The following is a 22,920-nucleotide window of genomic DNA, read 5'->3' on the forward strand; positions in this document are numbered from 1 at the left end:
TTTCGCGGCGCCTTGTTGTGTCGTGTCAAAACGAAAATCGAGCCGCTCGCGCTCTGGGGCGGCCGCCGCGAGCCGTGCGCGCATCCAGATTTCTGAACAGACACGTTGTTCCGCCGCGTAAAAGCCGGGCTCCGCAAGCAGCACGAAGGGCGGGAGAGGCGTTTCTTCCGGCGTCGACAATCGGCCGCGAGCAAAACTGAGACGGCTGGCGAAATCATCCCACTCGCACATTCGGCGGGTTCGAACGAACGAGCGCATCGCGTCCTTCTGACGGAAAACCGTCTCATGCGCTCGTCTGCAAGCCACGACATGCGGTGAAAAGCGATCGCAGCTACTTTCCATGCAATCGCCGCGCCAAACAAAATGGCGCCAGCGTGTCTCCTAGCCGCCCCAGGGCGAAAATGCGTCTCAACGGAGTTTCGCTGTGTTCTCGAATGGATCGCACACGTGCGATTTCTCGTCTTTCGGCCAATCTGGTTCGCGAGCCGAACATGTCGGCCCGCACGCGCAAACCGCGCGAAAGGAATCATGCGCTGATTCGAATTAGGCGACGAGTTGAAGTTGGTCTACGGAGAACCTGCCGCTGCGACGATCGACGAGCAGCTCATAATTGACCTTCTGCCCTTCTACGAGGGCCTTAATTCCTGCGCGCTCGAGGGCGCCCATAGGAACAAATATGTCCTCGCTGCCGTCTTCGGGCTGGATAATGCCAAAGCCTTTTTGCGCATTGAATGATTTCACTTTGCCGGTTTGCATGACGCGTCCTTGAAGAAGCACTAGTTGCGCGCCGATGACGCGAACCTTGTCGATCGCAGTTCAAGAGAGGAAGTCACGAGCCGGCGCGCGAAGCGTGTAAGCAAGTTCATTCGGCCGAAAACTTGATGGTCCAGACATGGGCTCGGTTATCGATTAATGCAAGTTAATGCAGTCAAGAGTTTCTTGGTCCCGCCGATTCAAAAAGCAACTCAGGCGCGTGCGCCTTTTCGGCGCAGAAACACGCCTCCCATGCCGACAAACGCCTCCGCATAGAGATCATGCGGCGTCGTCTCGATCATCGTGCAGAGCCTGGCCGCGAGCTGTTTCTTGCCGCCGATATAGGGCGCGGCTGGATGCGCCGGAGCGACTTCGCGCTTTATTGCAACGCAATTGATTTCTTGACTTTTTTGTGCGGTGCACATAAATAACGAACGGTAGAGCCGGGCGAAATAGCCCGCGTGCCTATAGTCAAAAAGGATATTTTATGTCAGGCGACTTCTCAGAGTTTAAAGCGTTCGGCGCGGCTCCGTTCGAGGCATTTACCGCGGCAACCGCCTCGTCGGCCAAAGGGCTACAGGGCATCGCGGCCGAACTGACGGACTATTCGAAGAAGTCCGTCGAGAAAAGCCGCGCTCACTTCGAAAAGCTGATCGCCGTGAAGAAACTCGATGAGGCGGTTCAGCTCCAGTCGGACTTCTTCAAATCCTCCTACGACGATTTCGTGGCACAAGCCACCAAGATTGGCGAGATCTATTCGAGCCTCGCCAAGGACGCTTTCAAGCCGATCAATGTCGCGTCGCCCGCCACTCCGCCCTCAAAAGCGCCGGTCGCCGCAGCTGCGAAGCAGAACAGCGCTTACACAGCTTAGCGCGTCGCAAATCTACCAACAAGAAACGCTCGACCAGCTCTCCTCGTCGAGCGTTTTCGTCAATGTGACTCGCGTCTAGCCGGTGCCTAGCCACATTTTACTGTTTCGGCCAAGGAAAAGATTGCGGAGTCGAATGACCAAAACAAAGAGTCCGACTAGCCCACCCGCGCCCGATGGCGGATTGATCCAAAGGCGGCAGGATGCTGCTCGCCAATACATGGGCAAGCAGGAGCACAGCAACAATTGGAAGCCACTCCTCGATTCGGTACCTGTCAGGTTCATGGAACTTCGCATCGGCATGTGCCGCTGGCCAATCGGCGATCCGCATGATTTAGATACGTTCCGGTTCTGTGGTTGCGCGCGCTCGTCGCAAGGCGCTTACTGCGAGACGCACAAAAAACTGGCGTTAGCTCCGAACCGGGCTAGGGCATTTCCGATGAGTAGAAACATGCGACTGCCCACGAACAAAGTTGCGTGAAGTAGGGCTCGTCCGTATCAGAGAAAATGAAGGAAGACCCTCAGCGGCGAAGTTGGTTGGGCAGACATCAATTGAATTTTCCTATTGCCCTGGCAGGGCCGATCACCCTGCACGTATGCAAGCTGAGGCTTGCCCCTGTCTCGCGACAGGGCCGGACAAAGTCATCCGAGTTGTTATCAATCAACACCACTTCCCACCCGTTCTTTTTCCAGTTTGAAATCTCCTTCGCCTGGAGCTGAAGCCATTTCTCGTGCGAGTTAGTCGGCAAGTTGTCGACCAGGAACCGCAAGGGAGCGTGGCATCCCCGAGCGCAGGTCAACCCCATCAATTCGAGCTGAGACACTACCACCCTGCGCCTGTCGTCGACGGCGCCGGCGGGGAGCGTTATCTGACGGTACGCTGCGCGGGACTTGCTTGCCGGCGGACCCGCGTCCGGGGCGACCCGGCTCCGCTACGTCGTTCGTTCCGCCATCACAGATGGCATTCAGGATTGCGGCCCAAGCGGGCGATCAGGTCGTTGAAGCGCGTATCCAAGGCGTCGAGACGGGCATCCTGGCGCGCCAATGTCGTCAGGATGTCGGTCTGCTTCTTGGCTTCGCCCTCCAGATCAGCGAGACGCGCATCGAGCGATTTGAGCTGAAAGCGCAGCGCGCCCAGCGTCATCAGGCCGCCGGCCGCGATGACGACCGTGTTTACGATCGCGCCGAGCGAAATCGTATAATCAATATCGATCATCTCTCTTCTCGCTGGGAATTGTCTGCGCCGAACAGCGCGGCAAACGGGTTTCGAAAAGCGGGAAGCGCGGCGGTCGGCGGCGGCTCTTCGGGCTCTCTCGCGGGCTCCGGCAGCGGCGCGCCGGCGAGGCCGGCGTCGCGACTGCGGCGCCACGAAACCAGCGCGCCATGGCGCGCGCCACAATCGGCCAGTGACAGGCGATCCCTGGCCCAATGGCGCTCGACCGCTCCGGCGCTCATCGACTTGCCAGCGAGCCGCACTGGCGCGCTGCACGGCCACTCGAGCGACGCCGGAGGCTGCGCGGCGGGCGAGGCGAGTTCAGCGGGCTTTCTTGCGTCGAGTTCCGATCCTGTCGAGGCGCAAGACTGAAGCGCGATCGAGACAAGGAGCGGCATCGCGAACCTTAGAAGCATCTTCGATCTCCTGCATATATCTCGCGTGTTCTTCCTGCTGTGATTTGAACGTCGCCTCGGCGGCTTCGGCTTTCTTCCGCGCCTGGGCGATCGCATCTTCGCGGCGGGCATGCTCGAGCAGTCCGATACGGACGCGCTCGGCTTCGGCCGCCGCTTCGCGTTCGGCGCAGCGCTTCGCCTCGCGGTGACCGGACCAAAGCCAGGCGATGCAGAAGGCGATGACGAATGCGCCGAGCCAGGTCTTCGCGAAACTGAAGAAGATCGACGCGCCGCCTCTGAGGAGGGCGAGAAAGGCAGTCACCGCGCCCATGCCAGCCTCGACAGGACGTAGCCGAGCGCGACGCAGACGATCACGCCGAGCCATTTCCGCAGCAGCGGCCGCGGATCAACGCCTCCGCACATGGGAGTCCTCCGTTCTTGGATTTGCGTATGGATGGATTTCAGGCCAGAGAATTGCGCGCGCGCCGCTAAGCGCGCTCGAGCGCTTCCGCCTCTTCGTCTTCGAACTCGGAGTCGGCGATCTCGTAACGATTGGCGTCGTCAACGCGCGCACGCGCGACGCGATTGGCGCCCTGCCATGTGCGCCAGATGAAATAGAGGCAGGCCGCCGCCAGGAGCGCGATGACGGCCCACTCCCAATGAGCTTTCAGCATCTCGAGCATGTCCGGCGCGCTTGCCGCGGCGTCGTGGATGTTCTTGGCCTGCTCGGCGGCGTCACTCACCTTCGAGATCACGTCGGACGGACTCGGCGAGTTCTCGCCAACCGCGGCGGTGATCCCAGCGCCGACGACGGAGGCCGCGCCGCCGACCACGCCTTGTCTGACCTGGTCGACGCCGGCGATCGTGCGGGAGCCCGCCCTGCGGAGATCCTTCGTCGTCAAATACGGCGAGGGTCCTTCGCCTGTCTCGCGCTTCTCTTCGACGACTTGCGCGTAGGTCGCGCGCACGAACTGCTGGCGTTCGCTCTCGCGGCGGCCGCGGATCTCCGGCGGCTTGACCCACCTCATGAATTCGTTGGCGGCGCCGCGGTAATTGCGCTTGTTGAGCTTTTTCAGCAGCGTCGATTTTTGGAAGGCGCCAATTCCGACATTGAACGTGAAGGAGCACAGCGCGTCGAACTGCCCCTGCGTCAGAGGCACGAGGACGGCGTCGTTGACCGCCTTCTCATATTGGCCGAGGTCGCGCGACAAGATCTGGTCGACCTCGGCGCGCGAGATCACCATGCCGGGTTTCGGCGCCGGCGGGCCGGCCGCCGCAGTATGCCCGACGCCGATCGTCCAGACGCCGACGGAATCGCGATAGGCGTGCGTCTTGAAGCCCTCGCGCTGGATCAATTTGGCGCGGCCGTCCGCGCTCATCCGTAGAGCGGTCATGCAGATTTCCTTTTTGGGAGATACGACGCGAACGCGCTCAGCGCGCGCGCAAGATTTCGCGGAGGAGGCAGGCGGCGATCACGGCGCGCGCCGCCGCGAACTTCAGCCGAAACGCGAAAGGCGCGCCGATATCGTCGCCCAATCGAGAATCGTCGCTGCGACCAATGCGGCGGCGATCACCCATAGAGCGACGCGGAACATGCGCGCCTCCGGCTCATAGAGCGGCGGGTTAGCCCGCGGGCTGCTCGGCCGACGACGGCTCGGCCGGCGGCTGCTGGACGGCGGCGCGAAAGGCGTCGAACCAGGGCCGCGCTTGCTGCTCGACGAACTGGTCGAGATCCGACGCGTCGACGGCGGCGCGCAGCGAGGCGTTCTCGTCGCGCAGAGACGCCAGTTCTCCGTTCACGGCCTCGAGCGATCGGGCCTGTTCGGTGTTCGTGTTGTGGGCGTCCACAAGCGCGGTCTGCATTTCGAGAATGAGATCGCGCGCCTTCTCTTCAGACGGCGTCATGGCTTCAGTCCTTTGCGGGAATGCCGGGAGACCGCCCGGCGGCGGATTCTTTAGCGCTCGGTCAGAACAGCGACTTGTTGCCGAGATACATCGAGGCGACGGCGCTCGCGGCGAGATAGACCGTCGATTGCCCGGCCGCGCCGATGTAGATGGCGGCGACGCCCGGCGTCCAAGTCAGAACGATGATCCCTTGCGCGCCTGCGCCGCTCGGCCCGAAGCTCGTGGTGGAGACGGCGCCGCCGCCCGCGCCATAGTTCCCTGCGGCGCCGCCTGTTGAGCCGCTGCCCGCGCCGCCGCCGCCGGAGCCCTTGCCCGCGCCCCATTCCGAACCGTCGCCGCCAGCGCCGCCATCGGCGACGCCGGCCGAACCGCCGGAGCCATTGTCGCCGGCGCCGCCGTTTGTCTTGGCGTTCGAACTGTTCCCCTGGACGCCGGCGACGCCCGCGCCGTTCGGTCCGGCCGCTCCGCCGCCGCCTGTCGCGACCTTGCCGCTGGCGCTCGCCCCGGAGGAGCCTCCATTGCCGCCATCGTTCGAGAGGGCGCCGACGCCAGCGACCCCCGACCCGCCCGTAGCGCCGCTCTGATTGGTGACCGTGTTCGACGCCGGTCCGCCGGCGCCGGCCTTCGAGCCGACGCTCGACGCGGCGAGCGTTGCGCCATTGAACCAGGTGTCGCCGCCGGCGTTGCCGGCGAGGTTGGCGAAGAGGCCTGGCGTGACGCTCGCGCCCGCGGCGCCAACGCGGTAGGTCGCCGTGGTCGTTCCCGGCGACGCGAAGGAGAAGTTCGCGATCTTGTTCCAGGCGCCGCCGGCGCCGCCGCCGGCGAAGCGCGCGCTCAGAAAATGATTGGCGGAGCCGCCGCTGCCGCCACTGCCGATCGTCTCGATCGAGTTCGACGCGTTGTTCCAGGTCGGATCGGACGTATAGGTCTGATTGGAGCCCGGAGACGCGGTAAGGAAGTCCTGCGCGAGAACCGGAACGAGTTGGACGTCCGGCTCGCCGAAGGCGCGCAGAAGAACGAAGGCGCGTCGGCTCCAGCCGAAGTCGCGCTTCTCCTCGACGACGACGAGCTGGGCGAGACGGTCGACGAAGCGAAGCGCCTCGCTGCGCGTGACGACGCGCCGGCGCCTGCGCCAGTCCGGCTCGCGCCAGTCGTGCTGACGCGTGAGCAGCGCTTCGCTCAACATCAGGCGAGCGCGACGACCCGGAACTGATTGGAAGAAGGCGCGCTCGCGAAGGTCAATCTGACGGCGTTGACGCTCGTGCGCTCGACGTCGACGATGACTGAGTCGTAATTGCCGGAGTTCCGATAGACCTCGACCTGGACGTCGCGCGTATTGAAGTTGTGCGTGATCGTGTATTGCGTCGCCGAACCGTCGCCGACGTCCGTCGCATATTTGAGCTTCCGGCCCGACCAATTGGCGAGCTTGAGGGGCGTGACGATCCGGGCGTCGTCCGTGCCCGTGTCCGTCTCGCCCTGCGTCGCGATCTCGGCGACGCCGGCCGACGATTCCGAGGCCGAGCCGGCGGCGGTGCCGAACGCCGTCCAGGACACCGCCCCGGAGCCGAGCGTGAAGTTGACCGCCGTCTGACGGTAGCTTGCCCCGGCGCTCGTGCCCTCTTCGACGGTCGTGACCGCCTGTTCGAGCTCCGCCGCCGTGCTCGCGTCGGGCGCGCGCGTCGCCGGCGTCGCCGCGCCGTTCCAGATGTAAATGCCGTTTTCGGCCGCGCTCGATTGCGCGCGCACCAGCACGCGATCGCCGGCGACCATCGTCACGCCGTCGATCGTCGATCCAGGCGACGCCAGGTTGAGGTTCGACTGCGTCGCGACGCGGACGCTGTCCTTCCATGCGAGGCCTTCGACGGCGCTGTCGACATAGGCTTTCGTCGCGGCGTGCTGCGCGGCCGTCGGGTCCGGCAAATTGAGCAGCTTCGCGACGCTGTTGAAGTCGAGATCCGTGAGAACCTGTTTGGACATCTCTTTAGCCCCCGGTTAGCTGCAGCGCGCGAACCCCGCGACTGCGGTCGCAAGGTTGACGACGGCCTGGTTGTCGGACACGTGCGTGATCTGTCCTTCGAACTCGACGCCGCCGACGGAATAGAGCGAGATCGTCGGCTTCACGCCGAGATTGTGATTGATCGTCCATGCGGCGCTTGCCGACGATTGAACATGCGTGTAGCCGCCGGTCGGCCCCGGCGGGCCGCGCAGCATCTCGGCGAGAATGATCGCCGCCGGCTCGGGAAGCGGCGGGACGCTGAAGGCGCAAGCGTCCGACTGGAACTCTACGCCTGAGACTTCCAGATCGTTGGTGAGCGCGATCTTGACGCAGCTCATGCGGGCGGCGCGCCGGCGATCGCGACGGTAAAGGGCGCGCTCGTGGTCACGACGGGCGTCGGCGAATCCTCAGTGAAGCGAATGCGGGCGACGGCGCTCTTCTTCGCGCCGCCGACGCTGTTCCAGGACGCGGTACGCGACGCCGGCGCGCTGAGCACGATCGCCCAGTCGAACTTGCCGCTCGCCTCCGACGGGCCGACCAGAGTGAGCGCGACATCGAGGTCGAACGTCTCGTCGTCGAGCGCGGCGACGCATGCCGCCGACCACGTCCCGGCCGGCAGGATGACGACGCCGCTGTAGCTGACCGTGTCGCCGGCGACGATATTGAGCGCTGCGGACATCGAGATCTCCCCTATGCCGTCACGCCTTTGAGGACCATGAAGCGGATCACGATCGCCTCGGCGAGCGCGCCGCCGGAATATTGGATGATGTCGATCGTCGCGAAGCCGGCGCCACAACGGGCGTTGAGGCAATACCGGCCAAAGTTCGCGCCGCCCCCGAGTTGATTGAGGATCAGAATATCGCCCGCCTCAATTTTGTTGTTCGTCAAAATGAAGGAAACAACCGTGTTGTTGTTGAGCGAGGCGGCGTTCAGCGTGATGTCGCCGCATAGCTTGTTGAGCGTGACGCCATTGGACTTCGACGTGCTCTGCGTGACTGTTCCGCCGGCGCCGGTCGCATAGCCGAGCTTCCCCAAGCCCGTAAATGAGCCGTCCTGGTCGAGCGTCCAATAATCGGACGGCGACGCGGAGCCATTGGGCGTCGCTGAGAAAACGAGTTTCGCGCCCTGCGCCGTCGACGTCCAATTCTGCGTCGCCTCGGCGCGGATGCTGGCGCCAATCGCATAGGCGGGCCCGCCGCTCGTGTACCAGCCCGCGAAGTTCCATCGCCCGACGATATTGCCGCTCGAGATCGCGGTCGGCGTCCCGCCGGTCCCGTTAGCACGCCGCAGCCAGCCCGTCGGCACGCCGCCAAAGGCGTCGATCGCGTCGCCCGCATCCGCGCCGTCGGCGCCGATCGCGCGGCGCACATAGCCGGTCGGGGCGGACGTCGGCGCCGCGGCGGCGTTGGCGTTATGCGTGCGCGGCGCGGCGACATAGGCTTCGATCGTCGCGCCGAGCGCGCGCGCCGTCGATTTGACGATGTTCCCGACGTCCTGAAAAGCGCCGTTGAAGGCGGTCGCGATCGCGCCCATGCGAGAGCCTCGTGGATTTTAGGGGATCGTCGCCGACGCCGACGACGAATAGGAGCCGACAGATCCCGCAGACGAGACGAAGCGCGCCTGCATGGTGACGACGGTTCCGCGCGGCAGTTCCGGCGTCTGCATGATCAGCGCCGACAGGAGCACGCTGAAGTTCGTCCAGGTCGCGCCGCCGTCGATCGACCAGCGGCCATCGAGTTGCAGCGTCGGATCGGTCAGCAGCGCCGCGGCGGTGATGCTGGAGTTCGCCTGGACTGGCGAGTTGACATTGGCGTCGAGCGAGAGCTGCGCGACGCCGACGCCGGGTCCCGTCGACAGCGCCGCGGCGATCAGCGCCGTCGGCGTGCCGATCGCCGGCTGATTGACGATCGGCAGAGCGAAGATCGGATCTTGCGGGATCGCCTCGTCGACGAATTGATCTTCCGTCACCTCGACGAGCTCGGCCTGCCAGGTCGCGAGCGTTGCGTCGGTCGGCGCGAGCGACTCGACGCGAAACGTTCCGACGACGCCGATCTGAGGCGCATTCACGCCGACGACGCGCTGCTGCAGCGCAGTCATGGCCCGCGCGCCGAGCGATACGGACAAGCGTCGCTTGCGCACGTTGCGCTTCACCCGGCGCGCGGCGAGCCGATAGGCCTGATCGGCCGAGGTCACCCAATCGAAGACGACGGCGCCGGTGCGCCGGCCGACATCGCCCTCAGACGCCAGATCGCGGAAGGGCTGCGTCTCGACGCGATTATGGCCCTGCCGCGGCTCGATATAGGAGACGTGCATGTAGTTGATCTGCTCGGACGACGGCGCGCCGAACTGTTCGACAAAATCTCCAATGTCGCGCCCGGTGAAGACGATCGCTGGTTCGCGCCATTTATTGACCCAAACGGTGAAGCGGCCGTTCTGGTCTATGCCCCAGTCGCCGTCGCAGCATTCCATGAACTTGGCGAGGACCTCCCGCGGCTCCATGTCCAGCGTGACAAGCGCCGAGACGCGGGCGAAGGGCTCATAGCTCTGCACGCCATTGTTGAAGCCGTTGCGGCTGATCGGCGCGAGCCTGTCGCAATCGTCGGCGGCTTCCTTGATCGACGCCCAGTCAACGCCGCGAATGGCGGTGAGGTTTTCGGAGATCAGCCAGTTGACGTAATGCGCGGCGCAGAGCGCCGGGTTTTCCGAAAACTTCCAGGTCTCGTTGTAGAGATCGAAATCGCTGTCGGAGAAGGTCTGGCCAGGGTCGCGCGGATCGTAGACGCGCGCGCCGCGATAGATGACCGAATAGACCGGAAAGCCGTTCGGAAAAACCTTCAGACGATCCGCGGTGTTCGCCGTCGAATAGGCGACCGTATAGAGGATCGTGACGCCCTTGCCGAGATGCGTGGCGTCCCAGAACGGGTCCCATCCCGCATCGAACGATCGCAGCTTTCCGCTCGAGTCGCCGCGTAGCAGCGTCGACCATTTGCCCTGGCGCGTCGCATTGACGAACTCGACCATGACATAGGAATTGATGTTGCCGAAGGCGCCGGAGGACGTCTTCTTTCCGCTCGCCGGCCAAAAATAGTCGAACCTCGTGACCATCAGGAACGGGTCGAGGTTGTCCAGAGGCGCAAGCTCATCGTCGCAGATCATTGCGTCGAAGCCGTCGACCGGGCCGTCGTTCAGATAGAGCGCGTCGACGAAATTATAGAGGTTCGGCGTCGTCTCGCGGCAGAAGGAGACGCCGGCCTGTCTGACTCTCCCGAAGGCCAGGATTCTCGGCGTATTCGATCCGCGCACCGTCTGCGAGAGCGGCGGCGGACGCTGCAGCAACTGCAAGAGCTGCTGATAATCGATGCTGTCCTTTTTGCCGCCGCCTGACCCGCCGAGGAGCCCGAGCCCGATACCCGCGCCGCCGGCGATGAAGTTGAAGGGCGCCGGCAGGAATGGCGCGGCAAGGCCGAGAATCGATCCGCCGATCCGGCCGACGCCCTTGATGACTTTAGACACGCGGGCCGCCCGGAATGCGCCAGGCGGCGACGATGCGCGGCGATGTTTTCACCGCGAGTTCGCCGAAGGCGCAGGCGACAAAGCGGCCGTCGGCGCGAATGACGCCGACGAGCGGTCCGCCGCCATCCTGCTCCACCACCGCGACGCAATGCGGCCCTGGCGCGCAGCGCTCGAGTCCCATCAAGGCGAACCAGTTCTCCGCGCCCTCGAGCACGCCGTCCTCGCGCCAGCTTCGCATCAGCTCGGCCGGCGTCGGCGTCCTGGCGCGCAGGCCGATCGCCTCCAGCCAGCGAACGACGAAGCCGCCGCACGTCTCGCGACGCGGCGGCCGCACGCTTCGCGCGAACTCGATCGGATCGATAGGCGACGTCATTGGTTCCAATACAGGGAGTGCGGATAGGCGGAGCGATCGAAGATCCTGTCGCCGGGATATCTCGCCTGCTGGTCTGCGTCGGTCACAAGATTGAGCGCCGGCATGTGCTTGGTGTTGAAGATCGGCTCCGCTGCGACCTCGAGGACGAAAGCGTCGCCCCGTCGCTTCAGGCTGGCGCTGTCGATCGTCGCCAGCATACAGAGGTAGGGGTAATCGATCGGCCGTTTCGTCTCGTCGAAGAGCAGCGCATAGACGCTGACGCGCCGGCCGCGCATCTGCGAATATTGCGAGCGGGCGATGGCGGCGAGCTCGGCGTCAAGGCCTGAGAGCGTCATCGAGATCGGCTGCGTCGCCGCCTTCGCGCCGAACTCCAGACCCGATATGGCGCCGAAGCGGCCGAGGCCTTCCCATGCCTGCCCGTCGTTCGAACGGATCGAACCGTTTCCGAGCCAGAGGTTGAGCGTCTCGCTCGCGAGCTCCAGTTTGACGGCGACCGCCGCGGCGACGCGCTGGCCGGCGAGAACAAGCTGCGCGGCGTCGCTGAAGACGATCGGCTGCGTCACCAGCCGGCCTCAACGAAGTCGAGCGTGATCTCGCCCCAGCGGCCATATTGCATCTGCGCCGCCGCGGCGGCGTCTTTCGTCTCGAGATAGGCTTTCATGCGCGGGTCGGCGATCTCGAGGACGGTTCCGCTCGCATGGTCGGCGCGCAGGTCTGGCCAGATCGTCCACATGCCGCCGACGATCTCTTCAATGACGTGCAGGCGTCCGTCGAGCTCGAAGTAATCGCCGCCTTTGAGCGGCGCCGTGACCGAGTTCGTGACGCTGATCTGCGTCGCGCCCTGCGCGGCGTCGGCCGCCAGCGTGCAATCGTAGATCGACGTCTCCCAGCGTGTGCCGTCCGAAAAGATCGTCCCGTCGGAAAAGGTCGAGGTAATCGGATTCGTCGCGCCGGCGCGCTTCACCGGCCCATAGGCATAGTCATAGGGTCCGACATAGATCGGCTGCGCGCGGCCTTCGATCTTCGCCAGGAGCGCGCGCAGCGCATGGACATTGAAGTCGCGCACGAGGACGCCCGTGTAGATCAGGCGCCAGCCGGCCGCCGGCGAGACGACGCTCTGCGGCCGGCCCACGAGCGGCTGCGGACCGTCGGAGACCGCGCGTTCCTTGACCGGCGTGACGTGGCGAACCGGAATGACGCCTTCCGGCCAGAGAGAGACGAGAGGATCTCGCATCGTCAGTTCGAGCGGTTCCGCTGGTCGGCGAGAATGCCGGGGATCTGCTTGCTGAAGTCCTGGAGCATGCTCTGGACGGTTAGCACGACGCCTTGCGGCGTCACTTGCTGCGCAATGTCGACGCCCGGCGCGAAGTTCTGGACGATCACCTTCGGCGCGCCGCCCATTTGACCCGCGACATTCTTCTGCTGCGCGGCGTTGAGGACGATCTCGCCGGCGTGCAGGAACGCCGGAACGGCGCCGCCATCGGCAAAATGCGGCGCGCCGCGGAAGGCGGAGATCGGCGCGCTGAAGACATGGCGCGGCGGCGCGCCGACGAGGCCGCCATCCGGGAAGCCGGGGAACGCGAACTTGAACGCGCCGCTGAACAGGCTGCTCTTGCCGCCGCCCAACAGGCCGCCCAGCAGGTCCGCGCCGGAGCCGAACAGCGATCCGAGCAGGCCGCCGCCGCCCGACGATTTGTCGCCGCTCTTGCCGAACAGCGAATCCGTCAGGCTGCGCGCGGCGATATCGATGACCTTGCGCTCGATCTGGTCGAGAACGCTTTTGAACGCGTCGCCGGCGCTCTTGCTGTTGCGCAGATCATTGGCAAGCGACGAGAAGGCCTCGCGCGCGATGTCGCCGACTTCGCGCAGCGAGTCGCGCCAGGCCTCCGCGGCCTTGGTCGCTTCCTTCTGCGCGCGCTCGGCGGCGTCGAGCTGCGTCACCAGCTCGGCGACGCGGTCTTTCTGCTCCAGCGTCGCGCCGACGCCGATCCGCCGCTGCTCATTCTCGACTTTGATCTTGAGCGCGATCTTGTCGTGTTCGGCGCCTTCCGCCGCGACCGACGCGAGCGCGATCTTGTTTTGAAGGTCGCTCTCGACGCCCGAGAACTTTTCGGCCGAGCGCTCGGCGTCCGACTTGCCCTTGCGTCCGGCGGATGATGTGAACACCTTGCGCGTGTCGCCGACCGGCGCATTGACGAGCTGCGGGAAAAGCCTGCGCTTGTCGTCGTAGAACGTATCGCTGAATCGAAACGCATTTGCCGGCGCAGCCGCGCGAGTCTCATCTTCGAGCCGCACGACAGGACGCGCGCCAAGCATCCTGTCGACCTTGTCATATGCCGCGCCGATCTCTTTGAAGAGCGCGCTCCAGCTCGTCATCGCATTCAAGGCGCGCTGGAGCCGTTCCGACTTCTCGACGGCGTCGGCCATCGCGCTGACGACGCCATACCAGCCGAGCTTGATGTCGTCGGTCGGGCTCTTGATGTTCTTGAAGGCGTTGAGCAGCTTGTTGTCGGCCTCCTGCGCCGCCTGCGCGATCCTCTTTTGCATGTCGTCTGCCGCGCCGGCCGCCTGATTGAGGCTATTGCCGGTCGAACCGGACGCTTCCAGGAGCGATCGCATCGATACTTCGCCGCGCTTGATCGCGTCGACGAGCTTGGCGCCGCCTTCGTCCTGATAGAGCGCCCTGGCGAGCTGCTCCGCCTGCGCCGTCGGCAGGCTGCGGATCTTCTCATTGAGAATGTCGATAAATTCGCCGGCGCTGCGCGCACGATCGACGACGTCGAGAAAACCCTTGTCGATCTTTTCCAGCGTGCTTTTAACGGCGCCCTCATTGCGCCCGTAAGCCTGGAATTCCCTGGCGGCGGCGCCGAACGCGCCCAGCGCGGCCTTTTCGTCCAGCCCGGCGCCGGCCCCGACCGCCTTCGCGCCCTGGAGAATATCGGCTGGAAGGCCTGTCAGCCGCGACTGTTCGCCGAGCCTGGCGAGCTTTTCCTGTGCGGCGCCGGCCTCATAGCCGACGCCGGCGATCGCCGCCGCCAGCGCGGTCGCCGCGCCGATCGGCGAGAACAACGCTCGCACGGCGGTCGCGCCGAAGGAGCGCAGCGCCGCCCCGGCGCCCGAGCCGCTCGAGGAGAAAATATCGGCGATCTGCGAGCCCTGCTGCAACAGGACCAGCGTCGGCGACTGGCCGCCGGCGAGCGACACGCCGACGTCCTGGAACTGGCGAGACAGATTGATCCACTCGTGACGGGCAAGGCCAGTCGCCTTCGCATTGTCCGTCATGACGCCGGTGAGCCGGCGATGACGCTCGACGGCGAGATCGACGACGCGCTGCGCGTCCGCCTGCGTCCGAACGCCGGCGGCGACGGCGTTGTTCGCCGACACATAGGCGCGCGCCACCTGCGTCGACGATCGCGCCGTAACATCGAGGCTCTTTTCGAGCCGGTCGAAGGAGCGCGCCGCTTCCTTCGCCTCGCGCGAAAGCCCGGCGAAGGCGTCATTGCCGGCCTGGCCGATCTGGCGCAGCGCCTCGCGGATTTTTTCGTCGCCTTCCGCGCCGAGACGCAGCGTAACGGCCGCTTTCACCGCCATGGTCAGTCCGTCCTCAGTTTGGCGACGCCCGCGAGCATGCCTTGCTCGGCGATCAGGAGAAGCTCCATGAACGCCGCGCGATCGCAGTCGTCCGGCGCCGTGAGCGCCGCGAGCGCATAGTCGAGACCGACGATCTGTCCGGTGAACCCGGCGCGCTTCACCGCGCCTGGCGCGAGGGAGGCGCGCAGCGCCGCCGCGCCTTCGATGGAGTGTGGCGCGTGCTCATCCTCGGGACACATGCTGCCGTCGGCGCTCGCCCGGCCCTTGGCGCAGGCGGAGCCTAGTTCGTGGCAGGCTCTGCAATAGGCGGCGCCCCCGCCGGCGCGCCATTCGGCGAGGGCGCGGATGCGTTTCCCTCCTGGTCCAGCGTCACGAGCCGCGCGGTCAGGACGCTGGAGATCAGCTCATAGAACGCCGGGTCCTTGAGCAGGCTTGCGACGTTCTCGCGCGTGAGCGGCAGCGGCGCGCCGTTCTCGTCGCCGATCCCCTCCCAGGCCGAGACGCAGCGCATGAAGAGCTCGACGTTGAAGACGAGCAGCGAGACGCCGGACGAAAGCGCCTCGTCGGCCTCGAGCGCCTTGGCGTCGCCGACATCGAGGCCGAAATCCGCGAGCGCGCTGGCGCCCGATTTGACCGCTTTGAAAAACTCGCGCGCGCCGCGATAGGCGGCCTCGCGATCGACGCTCGTCGCCTCGCGATAGGTGAGCCAGGCGCCGGGCCCGAGCGGCAGGCGCTGATCGCTCTTCGGTTTGCCGATCCTGATCATCAGTAGCTCGCGATCTGGTTCTTGAGGGTGGCGGTGAGCATCGGCGCGCCGGCGGTCTGGGCGCAGCGGAACGGAATCGTCTGCTCAATGCCGCCAGGCCCCTCGATCGCGACGCCGGCGCGTCCCAATCGCGCCGCCGGCGCAAGGAACGTCAGCGAGTTATTCGCGCTCTTGACGAAATTGAACTCGAGCGACTGGTCGGTTTCGTTCACGGCGGCCGTGTCGAAGGCGGCTGAGGTGTAGCGCACGCGCAGCTCGCCGGTGAGGCTCGCCTGTTCGGAGAGGATGGACGCGCCGAACTTCGCGAGCCCGTCGACATAGCGATCTTGCGAGAGGCCCGTCTCATACATGAACTTCGCCGAGAGCAGCACGCCCACCGCGACGCCGCCGAGCAGCACAGCGCCGCCCGTCGCCTTGACCGGATCATAGGCGCGCGCGGCCGTCGGCGTGCCGGCGCCGCTCGATCCGAGCAGGTTCTCGCCATAGCCCAGCAGATCCATCGACGCGCGCTGATAGCCATTGGCGTCGGCGGAATCGAAGCTGAAGTTGCGCGCCGCGCAGGAGACGTGCTGACGGAAGTCGCCGGCGATCGGGTTGAGCTCGATCGTGCGCGTCGGCAGCGTGAGCGCGCCGGAGCTGAAGACATGCACGAAATTCGTGGAGCCCGACGTTTGCGGCGCGCCGAACAGGAGCTTCAGCCAATCGCCGATCTGATTGAGGCAGACCGGCAGCTCGAGCGAGCCGCCATGCTCGGAAAGCGCCGGCGCGGGCGGCGTCGCGTCGCGGAAATTATTGTAGCCGGCGCCGATGATCGGGTCGGCTTCGATCGGCTTCGTCTCGCGCAGCGACGACTTGTAATAGAAGCCGTACTGATAGTTTCCGCTCGCCGGCGTCCCATAGGCGCCGGACTCGTCTTTGAAGGCCAGGCGCGCGACCTGACCGAGCGCGATCGAACCCGTGCTCATCTTCTCAAGCCTTTCGGATCATGATCCCGGCGACGCCGAGATCGTGTGGCGTGGCGGGGCGGGATTTGCCGGCGAGACTCCTGGCGATCTCCGGCGCGTTCGGGACGATCGCGCCGCGCGGATAGCCGTCGGTCGCCTCGGTGACGACGAGATGCGTCGGCGCCGGAGCGGATGGCTCCGGCGACGGAGAAGGTTTCTCGGCCATGTTCGATCCCTCGTTTTCGACGCTCGCTCCGGGAAACTCGTTTGCCAGCGTTCGAAACATCGGCGCCGGGCCCGACCGCTCGCGTCAGTAGCTCCTCGGTGACAGATAGGTGAGCTGCACGCGGATCAGCGCCGTGAGCACCGCTTTCGATCCGGCGATGTCCGTTCCAAGAGTTGGGGGCTCGACGATTTCGGCTGCGACGACCTTGCCGCCGAGCGTGCATGGAACAAGCACGCCGTCGATTTCCTGCGCCGGAATCGCGTCGTAGACCGCAGAAACGCCGGCGTCGAAGGCTGCGTTCAGACCCTCGCTTTCGGGCCCTGCGACATAGATTTCGATCTCGGCGTTGCGCACGAGTTCATAGGCTTCCGGGCCGCCGCCGAAACGCCGGGTCGTTTCAACCGGCTCGCCATGACGCAGCGCGACGATCTTCGCGTATGGCGGTTCGCAGATGGACAGCTCATCGAAAACCTCGTCGAAAACTGGATCGCGGCGCACGGTCGGCAAGACTTCCGAGGCGTCGAGCGCAGCCTTCAAGGCGAGCATCGCCTTTTCGGTTTCAGAGCTCATGGATTGTTCGCGGCTCGCTCATAAGTAGCGCTGTATTTCGCGCCGGCGCGCTCGGCGATCCCCGCAATATCGAGGCGCTTCTTAAGCCGGACCTGCTTGACCAGGAAGAAGACCACGATTGATGGCGATTCTCCTTTGATCCGCGTGCGGATCGGCTTGAAGGATTTGCGGAGTCGCGCGCGCGCCGACTGCCGTCGGTAGCGGCCGTCGGCGACGAGCAGCCCATTGCCATTCTTGAGCGGCAAGAACCGCAGCTTCGCGCCGGTTTCCTGCTCCCAGATCGCCGGCGTGAGCGCCTTGTTCTTCACGCTCGAGCGGCGAACGCCGGCGTCGGGAGTCGGGATCGCCAGAAACTTTCCTTTGTGAGCGACGATCTCCGCGCCTTCCTCGAAGGCCTGCACAATCTGCGGCGCCTTCGAATAGGCGAAGAAGGCCGGCGTCAGCGTCTCGCGTAAAGCCTCCGGAAAGACCTTGCCGCGCCACGTCGTCGGAAGTTTCGTCGAATTGAACGCGCTTCGCGTCATCGATCTCAGCGGATCGACGAGCTGCTGCCGCCCTACGCCTTCGGTCGCGAGCCGCACGCGCTTCGTCAGCGCGACGCGCTCCTCATCAAGCGCGCGAGAGATCGCGTTCTTGTCGAATTCGAAGGAAAACATCGTCAGAGCGCGGGTTGCAGGTCACAGATGCAGGTCCAGACGAGACGGTCTGGATCTTCATTCTTCGGCGCCGCGACGATCTTGAATTCGCGGTTGTCGGCGCGGAACGTTCCGCCCTTCTTAGGCGCGGCGAGCTCGGAGGCGCGCACTTCGACGATCGTCTGTCCCGCGACGATCTGCACATTGCCGAGAGAGGCGACGTCGTCGGCGCCCCCGATGACGATGACGCAAGCGGTCGTGACGAAGTCCGGCGAGACATAGCGCGCCGACGTCCCGAACGTCGCGTAAACGTCTTCGAGCGCCGACGAGAACGCGTCAGAAAACACGCTCATTTTTTCGGGGCGGAAACGCTCGGGGCAGACGGGGCGTTCGCGCTCGCCTCAGGGACGGCCTCAACTTCCTCGGCGCCCCGGTCCGCCCAGCGCGCGAGCAGGCGGTCGGCCTCCGACGCGTCCTCGAAACTGACCGGCGTCATTGGCGGATAGGTATCCTCGCCCCGAGTAATTGTCGCCGGAACCTTGATTGTCTTCATCGCCATCGCTCTCGCTCCTTCGTGAGAAAGGGCCGGGCGCGCGCCCAGCCGGGATGTCAAACCGTCCGTTAATTGACGGTGCCGCCAGCGGTCGCCTCGATCCAGCCGAGCAGCGGCAGCGGCGCGGACTGCGTCATCGTGTAGGTGACGGAAGGGTCTTCTTCGTCCCAGACCTTCGGGAAGCGCGAAAGCGCCTGCAGGACCTTACGATCGAGGATTGCGCCATAGGTGCGAATGCCCTGGGCGCCGGAAGGATTCCCCATGATGAAGGAATAGTCCGGCATGAACTTTTGCACGACGCCGGAGTCATTCGCCCAGAGCTGCTGGTATTGAAAAATGTCGAACTCGGCGATCGTGCCGAGATATTTGACCTCGCGCCCGATCGCGCCGCCGGTGACGGCCCCCTGCAGGTCGATGTTTCCGGCCGTCTGCCGGAAGGTGTTCATGATCGTCGTGATCGACGGCGACTTCAGGAAGAGATCGCCCGCGAGCGGGTCCAGCACGACCGTCGACGGGTGATAGCCGGAATTGGCCTGAACTGTCGCCGCCCAGGTGCGGAGATTGGCGAGGGGATCGATGCCGGCCTGGCCCCAGCGCGATGCGCCCGCGAGAGCGATCGTTTGCGTCCCTGGACGCTGCAAGTCGATCGTGACCGGGGGATGCTCATTGGACTGACAAGTGACGGCGCCGGTCAGCAAGAGCTGCGCCGCCATCCACTCCTCGCGGCGGGAAATCTCGTCATCTTCGACGAAGAGATTGTCCATGATCTGCAGGTTGAAGCGGTCTTCGGGCGTCATCTCGCCAAGCAGTCGCTCGCCGGCGCGGCGCTTGACCGCCTTGGACGGCTCGACCGTGTGTTTCGGCTTGACATAGGGCGGCTTGAAAGACGCCGTCTTATAGCCGCGCGACGGCTGCGGCTTGCCTTCGATCGTCGGCACGACGAAGGGCGCGAGGCGGCGCGCGCGTTCGACTTTGTCGAAATAGATTTCTTCCGTTTCGAACGTCTGCTCCATCGGGAAGAAGGTTTCGAGCAGGAATTGGCGCGTGCGATCCATGACGCCGAATGCGCCAATGAGGCTCGCAGTCGAGTTAACGTCGAGAGCCATTTGAGGGATTCCCTTATGAATGCGCTGTCCGGCCTATCGACCGCGCGCGGGTTGCGTTAGCCGTTCACGCCAACGGAGCGGATGAAGATCGCCGACGACGCCTGGCGCAGCGCGGCGTCGAGCGTCGCAAAGCTCCACGAGACGTCGACGATCATCGCCTCGAATGCGAATTCGCCCTCCATGTAGACAGGCGCGACGACATCGCCGCCGGAAGCGTCCACATCGGTCGCCAGGATCGCCATGCCGGCGGCAAGCTGCGACCCGTCGGAGGCGCCGGCGAGCGAAGCCGTATATTTGTCGGACGCCGTGATGCGGCCGAGCAACTGACCGCGCTTGTAGGACGCGCCGGTCAGAATCGTGACCGTGCGGTGCGTGAAATCCTCGCCGCCCGCGAAGAGCGGCGTTGGATTGAAAAGAGCCGAGATGGTCATGGTGAGAGAGTCCTTTGTTGACGACGCGCCGCTACTTGCGCAGCAGGCGTCGGGCTTCCGCTGCGCCCTTTTCGAAATCGCTCATTTGCGAAACGTCGCGCCCGCCGTCCGCGCCGAGAGCGGGTTGTTTGACGCCTTTCATTTCATCGAGCAGCGTCGGCGCCTTCGGCGCTTCGGCGACTGGCGCTTCCGCCAACGCGGTGCGCGCTTCATCGGGCGCCATCGCCGTTTTGAACGCGAAATAGCGCGCCTGCTTCTCGCGGCCCTTGGCTTCTTCGCTGTCGAGGATGGCCGCGATGCGGGCCCGCTCCGACGCGACGCCGGCGGATTCGCCTTCCGCGCGACCGGCTCCATGAGCCTCGGCGCGCGCCTGGGCGATGGACGATTCGTGCGCCTGACGGGAAACAACGTCGGCGTTTGGCGCAGGTTCATGGGGCGTCGCGGCCGCGCGCACGGCCGCAACGATCGTTGGATCTGACATCGCGGATTTTCCTGTTTTTCGGCCTAGCGGGCCAATTCGCGGACGAATTCGTCGAACGCGCTATTCGCGTGTCCGACCGCATCGGCAAGGCCGAGCGCGACGGCGTCCGCGCCGTCGAATGAGGCGGCTTCCGTCGCCAACGCCTGGGCGGCGTTGAAGCGTCGACCACGATGGCGGCCGACGGCTTCAGCGAAAGACGCGCGAATGCGTTCGAGCGCGGCGAGCTCTGCAGCCGCCGCCTCTTCGGACAAGGGCTCGAAAGGATTGACCTCGGCCTTGCGCTTGCCCGCGCGCAGCACCGTGACCCTGACGCCCTTCTTCTCTAGTTCGCAGGACTTGTCGGCGTGAAGGGAGATCGCGCCGATTGAGCCGATCGATCCATGCGCCGGCATGACGATCTGGCGCGACGCGCTCGCCAGCGCATAGCCGGCGGAGAGCGCGTGATCGGTCAAAATGGAGAGCGTCGGCTTCATTTTGGAAAGTTCGGAGATCATCGCCGCCGTCTCGAAAAGACCGGCGACCTCGCCGCCGAACGAATCGATCTCGAATGCGACGCCGGCGACCTGCGGATCGCGCGAAGCGCGGATGATCTGCGCTTGCAGGCCTTGATAGGACGTGCGGCCGGACGACGCGCCGACGTAATTGCCCTTGTGAACGAGTGAGCCCTCGACCGGTATCACCGCGACATTGCCGACCATGTCATAGACGGGCACGCGATCGCGGTCATAGCTGCGCCCGGTGCGATCGCCCAGGCGGCCGGCTGACGGACGCCCCTTCGCGAAAGCCTCATGATCGACGGCGGAAGCATTGGCAACGACGACATGATCCTCGCCGAGGATGCGCGGCCCCAGCGCTTCCACGATCGCCGCCGCTTTCCCCGCGTCTATGGCAAGCGGCACGCCAAAGAGACGGCCGGCGATTTCAGGTCGCGAGATCGTCATTTGTCTTCTTTCCTGCCGATCGGCTTACCGCCAGGCGGCGGATCGTTGTCGCCATCGTCCGTCGACTTCATCGAAGTGGCGGCCCCGTCGAAGATCCGATTCGGATCGAGGCCGCGCGCAATCGCTTCTTCACGTTCGCGCGCTTTTTGATCCAGAACGTCGAGATAGTCGTCGCCGTTCGCTGCGCATTCGTCGGCGAACGTCGAAACGTGGCGCAGTCGCTCGCCGACCGCCGTCGCTTCCTTGACCGGTTCGATGGCGCCGCGCCCTGGCCCGATCCAACTGCAATCGCAATAGGCGAGGCGCGCCGCGCGAAACTCGGGAGCGCCCTTCGGCAATTGGACGCGTCCGCGTACGATCGCCTCCTCGAGCCAATTCTCATAGTGCGGGCGCTCATGCCGCGCGGCAAAGCCGTCCTTCGTCGAGATGAAGCCCTGCCAGACCTGCGCCAACGCGCCTTTGAAACCGCTATATGTGGTCTGGGAGAAATCGCCGGTCAGCTGCTCGTAGGTGACGCCCGCCACTGCGGCGAGGTTGCGTAGGCCGACACGATAAAAGGCGTCGAAATTCGTGTTGGGATGCGCGGGCTGGGTGAACGCGAAATCGTCTTCCGGGTAGAGGAAGTTGATCTGCGCGCCCGGCAGACGAACGGGGCGTTTCTCATAAAAGTCGATGCGTTGCGCTTGCAACGCCGTCATCTCATCCGAACCATTCATCGCTTCCGCGATCTGGTCATGATCGTTGCCGGATTTGATGAAGGCCGCGAGAACCGCGTTTAACACCGCAGCCTGTAACTCGGCTTCGTCATATCGACCGAGCATGCGCATTTTCTTGACGATCGGCGCAAGCGGCGGCTCGCCCCGCACTTGGCCCGCGCGCCTGCGGTCAAAGGCGTGCACCACCTGCCAGCGTCCGTTCGGAAACTTCCGATCGAACTTTTCCCAGATCCATGGGAAGGCGCCGATGACGGCGGAGTCGCCAGGATGCGCGGAACGGATATGGTAAGCCAGCGGCTCGCCGTGAGCGCCAAGGTCGACGCCGGCGCGGCGGGAAACCGTGTCGACGTAAAGATTGGGATTCGATAGCCTGTCAGGATCGATGATCTGTCGCGCCGTGCTCCAATCGCCGCCTCGCTCGATCCAATAGGAAACAGACAGCGATTCGCCATCGCCGATGTAGTGGCGGAACGCTAATGCCTGCAGCAGCCCGATGGTGTCGCGCTGCCCGGCGTCGCAGCATTCGAAATCCTCTTTGTAGAGACGCCACTGCGTTTCGATCTGCGCCGCCAATTCAGCGGCGGCCTTCGACTCGAGGCCGAGCGCTCGTGCGTTGGGCGTCGCGCGCAGTTTCCAGCCGGAACCGATGACCGAGTCGACCTTCCGCGTGACCGCGACGGACGCCCAACTGTCATTGCGCGCGAGATCGTGGATGCGCGCGGCCATCCGGTCGCGCTCATAGGTTAGGGCCGCTTGCGCGGATGGATTGGAAGGCCGCCAGAACGCCACGTCCTGATGCACCGTCGAGGCGGCGTCATAAAAACTGCGCCCCCCGATATCGGACATGCGTCGCCTGCTCGGTGGCACAACCGCGCCGTCAGGTCCCAGGATGGTCACGGCGCCCATCAGCCGAAATACGCGATCCGGCGATAGCCGCGCGCGCC

The 22,920-nt window shown here is 64.9% G+C and carries 30 protein-coding genes; 2 read left to right on the top strand and 28 right to left on the bottom strand.

What is annotated here, in order from left to right; translation table 11 throughout:
- Window positions 1-543 precede the first annotated feature (543 nt).
- Window positions 544-756 (bottom strand): cold-shock protein, encoded by a 213-nt coding sequence (locus tag AB7F41_RS14500; protein ID WP_428384551.1) that lies wholly within the window; start codon window positions 754-756, stop codon window positions 544-546.
- A 484-nt stretch (window positions 757-1,240) separates the two neighbouring features.
- On the opposite strand from AB7F41_RS14500, the gene AB7F41_RS14505 reads away from it, so the two are divergent.
- Together AB7F41_RS14505 and AB7F41_RS14510 are read left to right on the top strand one after the other, a co-directional pair.
- Window positions 1,241-1,624, top strand: coding sequence for a phasin family protein (locus AB7F41_RS14505; RefSeq protein WP_428384549.1), 384 nt, complete (start codon window positions 1,241-1,243; stop codon window positions 1,622-1,624).
- Window positions 1,625-1,757: 133 nt separating this feature from the next.
- On the top strand, window positions 1,758-2,102 hold the full coding sequence (locus AB7F41_RS14510) for a GcrA family cell cycle regulator (protein ID WP_428384547.1): 345 nt from the start codon (window positions 1,758-1,760) through the stop codon (window positions 2,100-2,102).
- A 471-nt stretch (window positions 2,103-2,573) separates the two neighbouring features.
- Here the strand turns inward: AB7F41_RS14510 and AB7F41_RS14515 are convergent, their stop codons facing one another.
- The 27 genes from AB7F41_RS14515 to AB7F41_RS14645 all read right to left on the bottom strand — a co-directional run.
- Window positions 2,574-2,837, bottom strand: a complete 264-nt coding sequence (locus AB7F41_RS14515) for a hypothetical protein (protein ID WP_428384545.1) — start codon at window positions 2,835-2,837, stop codon at window positions 2,574-2,576.
- A 318-nt stretch (window positions 2,838-3,155) separates the two neighbouring features.
- Window positions 3,156-3,560: a hypothetical protein gene (locus AB7F41_RS14520; RefSeq protein WP_428384544.1), complete on the bottom strand. Its 405-nt coding sequence runs from the start codon at window positions 3,558-3,560 to the stop codon at window positions 3,156-3,158.
- Between the two features lie 157 nt (window positions 3,561-3,717).
- Entirely contained in the window at window positions 3,718-4,623 is a 906-nt protein-coding gene (locus tag AB7F41_RS14525) for a lysozyme (protein ID WP_428384542.1), read from the bottom strand.
- 229 nt (window positions 4,624-4,852) lie between these two features.
- A complete protein-coding gene (locus tag AB7F41_RS14530; protein ID WP_428384540.1) occupies window positions 4,853-5,134 on the bottom strand; it encodes a hypothetical protein in 282 nt (93 codons plus the stop codon).
- A gap of 61 nt (window positions 5,135-5,195) precedes the next feature.
- Entirely contained in the window at window positions 5,196-6,320 is a 1,125-nt protein-coding gene (locus AB7F41_RS14535) for a glycine-rich domain-containing protein (RefSeq protein ID WP_428384538.1), read from the bottom strand.
- The gene (locus tag AB7F41_RS14540; RefSeq protein ID WP_428384536.1) at window positions 6,320-7,111 is read right to left on the bottom strand and encodes a hypothetical protein; all 792 of its coding nucleotides are present in this window, start codon (window positions 7,109-7,111) and stop codon (window positions 6,320-6,322) included. Before AB7F41_RS14540 ends, AB7F41_RS14535 begins: the two co-directional genes overlap by 1 nt.
- 15 nt (window positions 7,112-7,126) lie before the next feature.
- The gene (locus AB7F41_RS14545; protein ID WP_428384534.1) at window positions 7,127-7,468 is read right to left on the bottom strand and encodes a hypothetical protein; all 342 of its coding nucleotides are present in this window, start codon (window positions 7,466-7,468) and stop codon (window positions 7,127-7,129) included.
- A complete protein-coding gene (locus AB7F41_RS14550; protein ID WP_428384533.1) occupies window positions 7,465-7,809 on the bottom strand; it encodes a hypothetical protein in 345 nt (114 codons plus the stop codon). The genes AB7F41_RS14545 and AB7F41_RS14550 overlap by 4 nt, the downstream gene beginning before the upstream one ends.
- 11 nt (window positions 7,810-7,820) lie before the next feature.
- Window positions 7,821-8,663: a hypothetical protein gene (locus AB7F41_RS14555; protein WP_428384531.1), complete on the bottom strand. Its 843-nt coding sequence runs from the start codon at window positions 8,661-8,663 to the stop codon at window positions 7,821-7,823.
- Window positions 8,664-8,681: 18 nt separating this feature from the next.
- The gene (locus tag AB7F41_RS14560; protein WP_428384530.1) at window positions 8,682-10,643 is read right to left on the bottom strand and encodes a hypothetical protein; all 1,962 of its coding nucleotides are present in this window, start codon (window positions 10,641-10,643) and stop codon (window positions 8,682-8,684) included.
- The gene (locus AB7F41_RS14565) at window positions 10,636-11,016 is read right to left on the bottom strand and encodes a hypothetical protein (RefSeq protein ID WP_428384528.1); all 381 of its coding nucleotides are present in this window, start codon (window positions 11,014-11,016) and stop codon (window positions 10,636-10,638) included. Before AB7F41_RS14565 ends, AB7F41_RS14560 begins: the two co-directional genes overlap by 8 nt.
- Window positions 11,013-11,579, bottom strand: coding sequence for a hypothetical protein (locus tag AB7F41_RS14570; protein ID WP_428384526.1), 567 nt, complete (start codon window positions 11,577-11,579; stop codon window positions 11,013-11,015). The genes AB7F41_RS14565 and AB7F41_RS14570 overlap by 4 nt, the downstream gene beginning before the upstream one ends.
- Entirely contained in the window at window positions 11,576-12,250 is a 675-nt protein-coding gene (locus AB7F41_RS14575; protein ID WP_428384524.1) for a hypothetical protein, read from the bottom strand. Before AB7F41_RS14575 ends, AB7F41_RS14570 begins: the two co-directional genes overlap by 4 nt.
- Before the next feature lie 2 nt (window positions 12,251-12,252).
- Window positions 12,253-14,607: a phage tail length tape measure family protein gene (locus AB7F41_RS14580; RefSeq protein ID WP_428384522.1), complete on the bottom strand. Its 2,355-nt coding sequence runs from the start codon at window positions 14,605-14,607 to the stop codon at window positions 12,253-12,255.
- Window positions 14,608-14,609: 2 nt separating this feature from the next.
- On the bottom strand, window positions 14,610-14,846 hold the full coding sequence (locus AB7F41_RS14585; RefSeq protein ID WP_428384520.1) for a hypothetical protein: 237 nt from the start codon (window positions 14,844-14,846) through the stop codon (window positions 14,610-14,612).
- A 41-nt stretch (window positions 14,847-14,887) separates the two neighbouring features.
- Complete coding sequence (locus tag AB7F41_RS14590) at window positions 14,888-15,373, bottom strand: hypothetical protein (protein ID WP_428384518.1); 486 nt, start codon at window positions 15,371-15,373, stop codon at window positions 14,888-14,890.
- The gene (locus AB7F41_RS14595) at window positions 15,373-16,338 is read right to left on the bottom strand and encodes a phage tail tube protein (protein WP_428384516.1); all 966 of its coding nucleotides are present in this window, start codon (window positions 16,336-16,338) and stop codon (window positions 15,373-15,375) included. Before AB7F41_RS14595 ends, AB7F41_RS14590 begins: the two co-directional genes overlap by 1 nt.
- Before the next feature lie 4 nt (window positions 16,339-16,342).
- On the bottom strand, window positions 16,343-16,543 hold the full coding sequence (locus tag AB7F41_RS14600) for a hypothetical protein (RefSeq protein ID WP_428384515.1): 201 nt from the start codon (window positions 16,541-16,543) through the stop codon (window positions 16,343-16,345).
- 84 nt (window positions 16,544-16,627) lie between these two features.
- A complete protein-coding gene (locus tag AB7F41_RS14605) occupies window positions 16,628-17,113 on the bottom strand; it encodes a hypothetical protein (RefSeq protein ID WP_428384513.1) in 486 nt (161 codons plus the stop codon).
- Complete coding sequence (locus AB7F41_RS14610) at window positions 17,110-17,769, bottom strand: DUF6441 family protein (RefSeq protein ID WP_428384512.1); 660 nt, start codon at window positions 17,767-17,769, stop codon at window positions 17,110-17,112. The genes AB7F41_RS14605 and AB7F41_RS14610 overlap by 4 nt, the downstream gene beginning before the upstream one ends.
- Before the next feature lie 2 nt (window positions 17,770-17,771).
- The gene (locus AB7F41_RS14615) at window positions 17,772-18,101 is read right to left on the bottom strand and encodes a head-tail joining protein (protein WP_428384510.1); all 330 of its coding nucleotides are present in this window, start codon (window positions 18,099-18,101) and stop codon (window positions 17,772-17,774) included.
- Window positions 18,098-18,307 (bottom strand): hypothetical protein, encoded by a 210-nt coding sequence (locus AB7F41_RS14620; protein WP_428384508.1) that lies wholly within the window; start codon window positions 18,305-18,307, stop codon window positions 18,098-18,100. The genes AB7F41_RS14615 and AB7F41_RS14620 overlap by 4 nt, the downstream gene beginning before the upstream one ends.
- A gap of 62 nt (window positions 18,308-18,369) precedes the next feature.
- The gene (locus AB7F41_RS14625; RefSeq protein ID WP_428406631.1) at window positions 18,370-19,407 is read right to left on the bottom strand and encodes a major capsid protein; all 1,038 of its coding nucleotides are present in this window, start codon (window positions 19,405-19,407) and stop codon (window positions 18,370-18,372) included.
- Between the two features lie 56 nt (window positions 19,408-19,463).
- The gene (locus AB7F41_RS14630; RefSeq protein WP_428384358.1) at window positions 19,464-19,838 is read right to left on the bottom strand and encodes a head decoration protein; all 375 of its coding nucleotides are present in this window, start codon (window positions 19,836-19,838) and stop codon (window positions 19,464-19,466) included.
- 31 nt (window positions 19,839-19,869) lie between these two features.
- On the bottom strand, window positions 19,870-20,319 hold the full coding sequence (locus AB7F41_RS14635) for a hypothetical protein (RefSeq protein ID WP_428384360.1): 450 nt from the start codon (window positions 20,317-20,319) through the stop codon (window positions 19,870-19,872).
- A 23-nt stretch (window positions 20,320-20,342) separates the two neighbouring features.
- On the bottom strand, window positions 20,343-21,260 hold the full coding sequence (locus AB7F41_RS14640; RefSeq protein WP_428384362.1) for a S49 family peptidase: 918 nt from the start codon (window positions 21,258-21,260) through the stop codon (window positions 20,343-20,345).
- Window positions 21,257-22,920: phage portal protein (locus AB7F41_RS14645; protein ID WP_428406632.1), on the bottom strand; the 1,664-nt coding region annotated here is incomplete at its 5' end. The genes AB7F41_RS14640 and AB7F41_RS14645, both read right to left, overlap by 4 nt.

It is taken from the genome of Methylocystis sp. (assembly GCF_050251305.1).
Lineage (GTDB): Bacteria > Pseudomonadota > Alphaproteobacteria > Rhizobiales > Beijerinckiaceae > Methylocystis.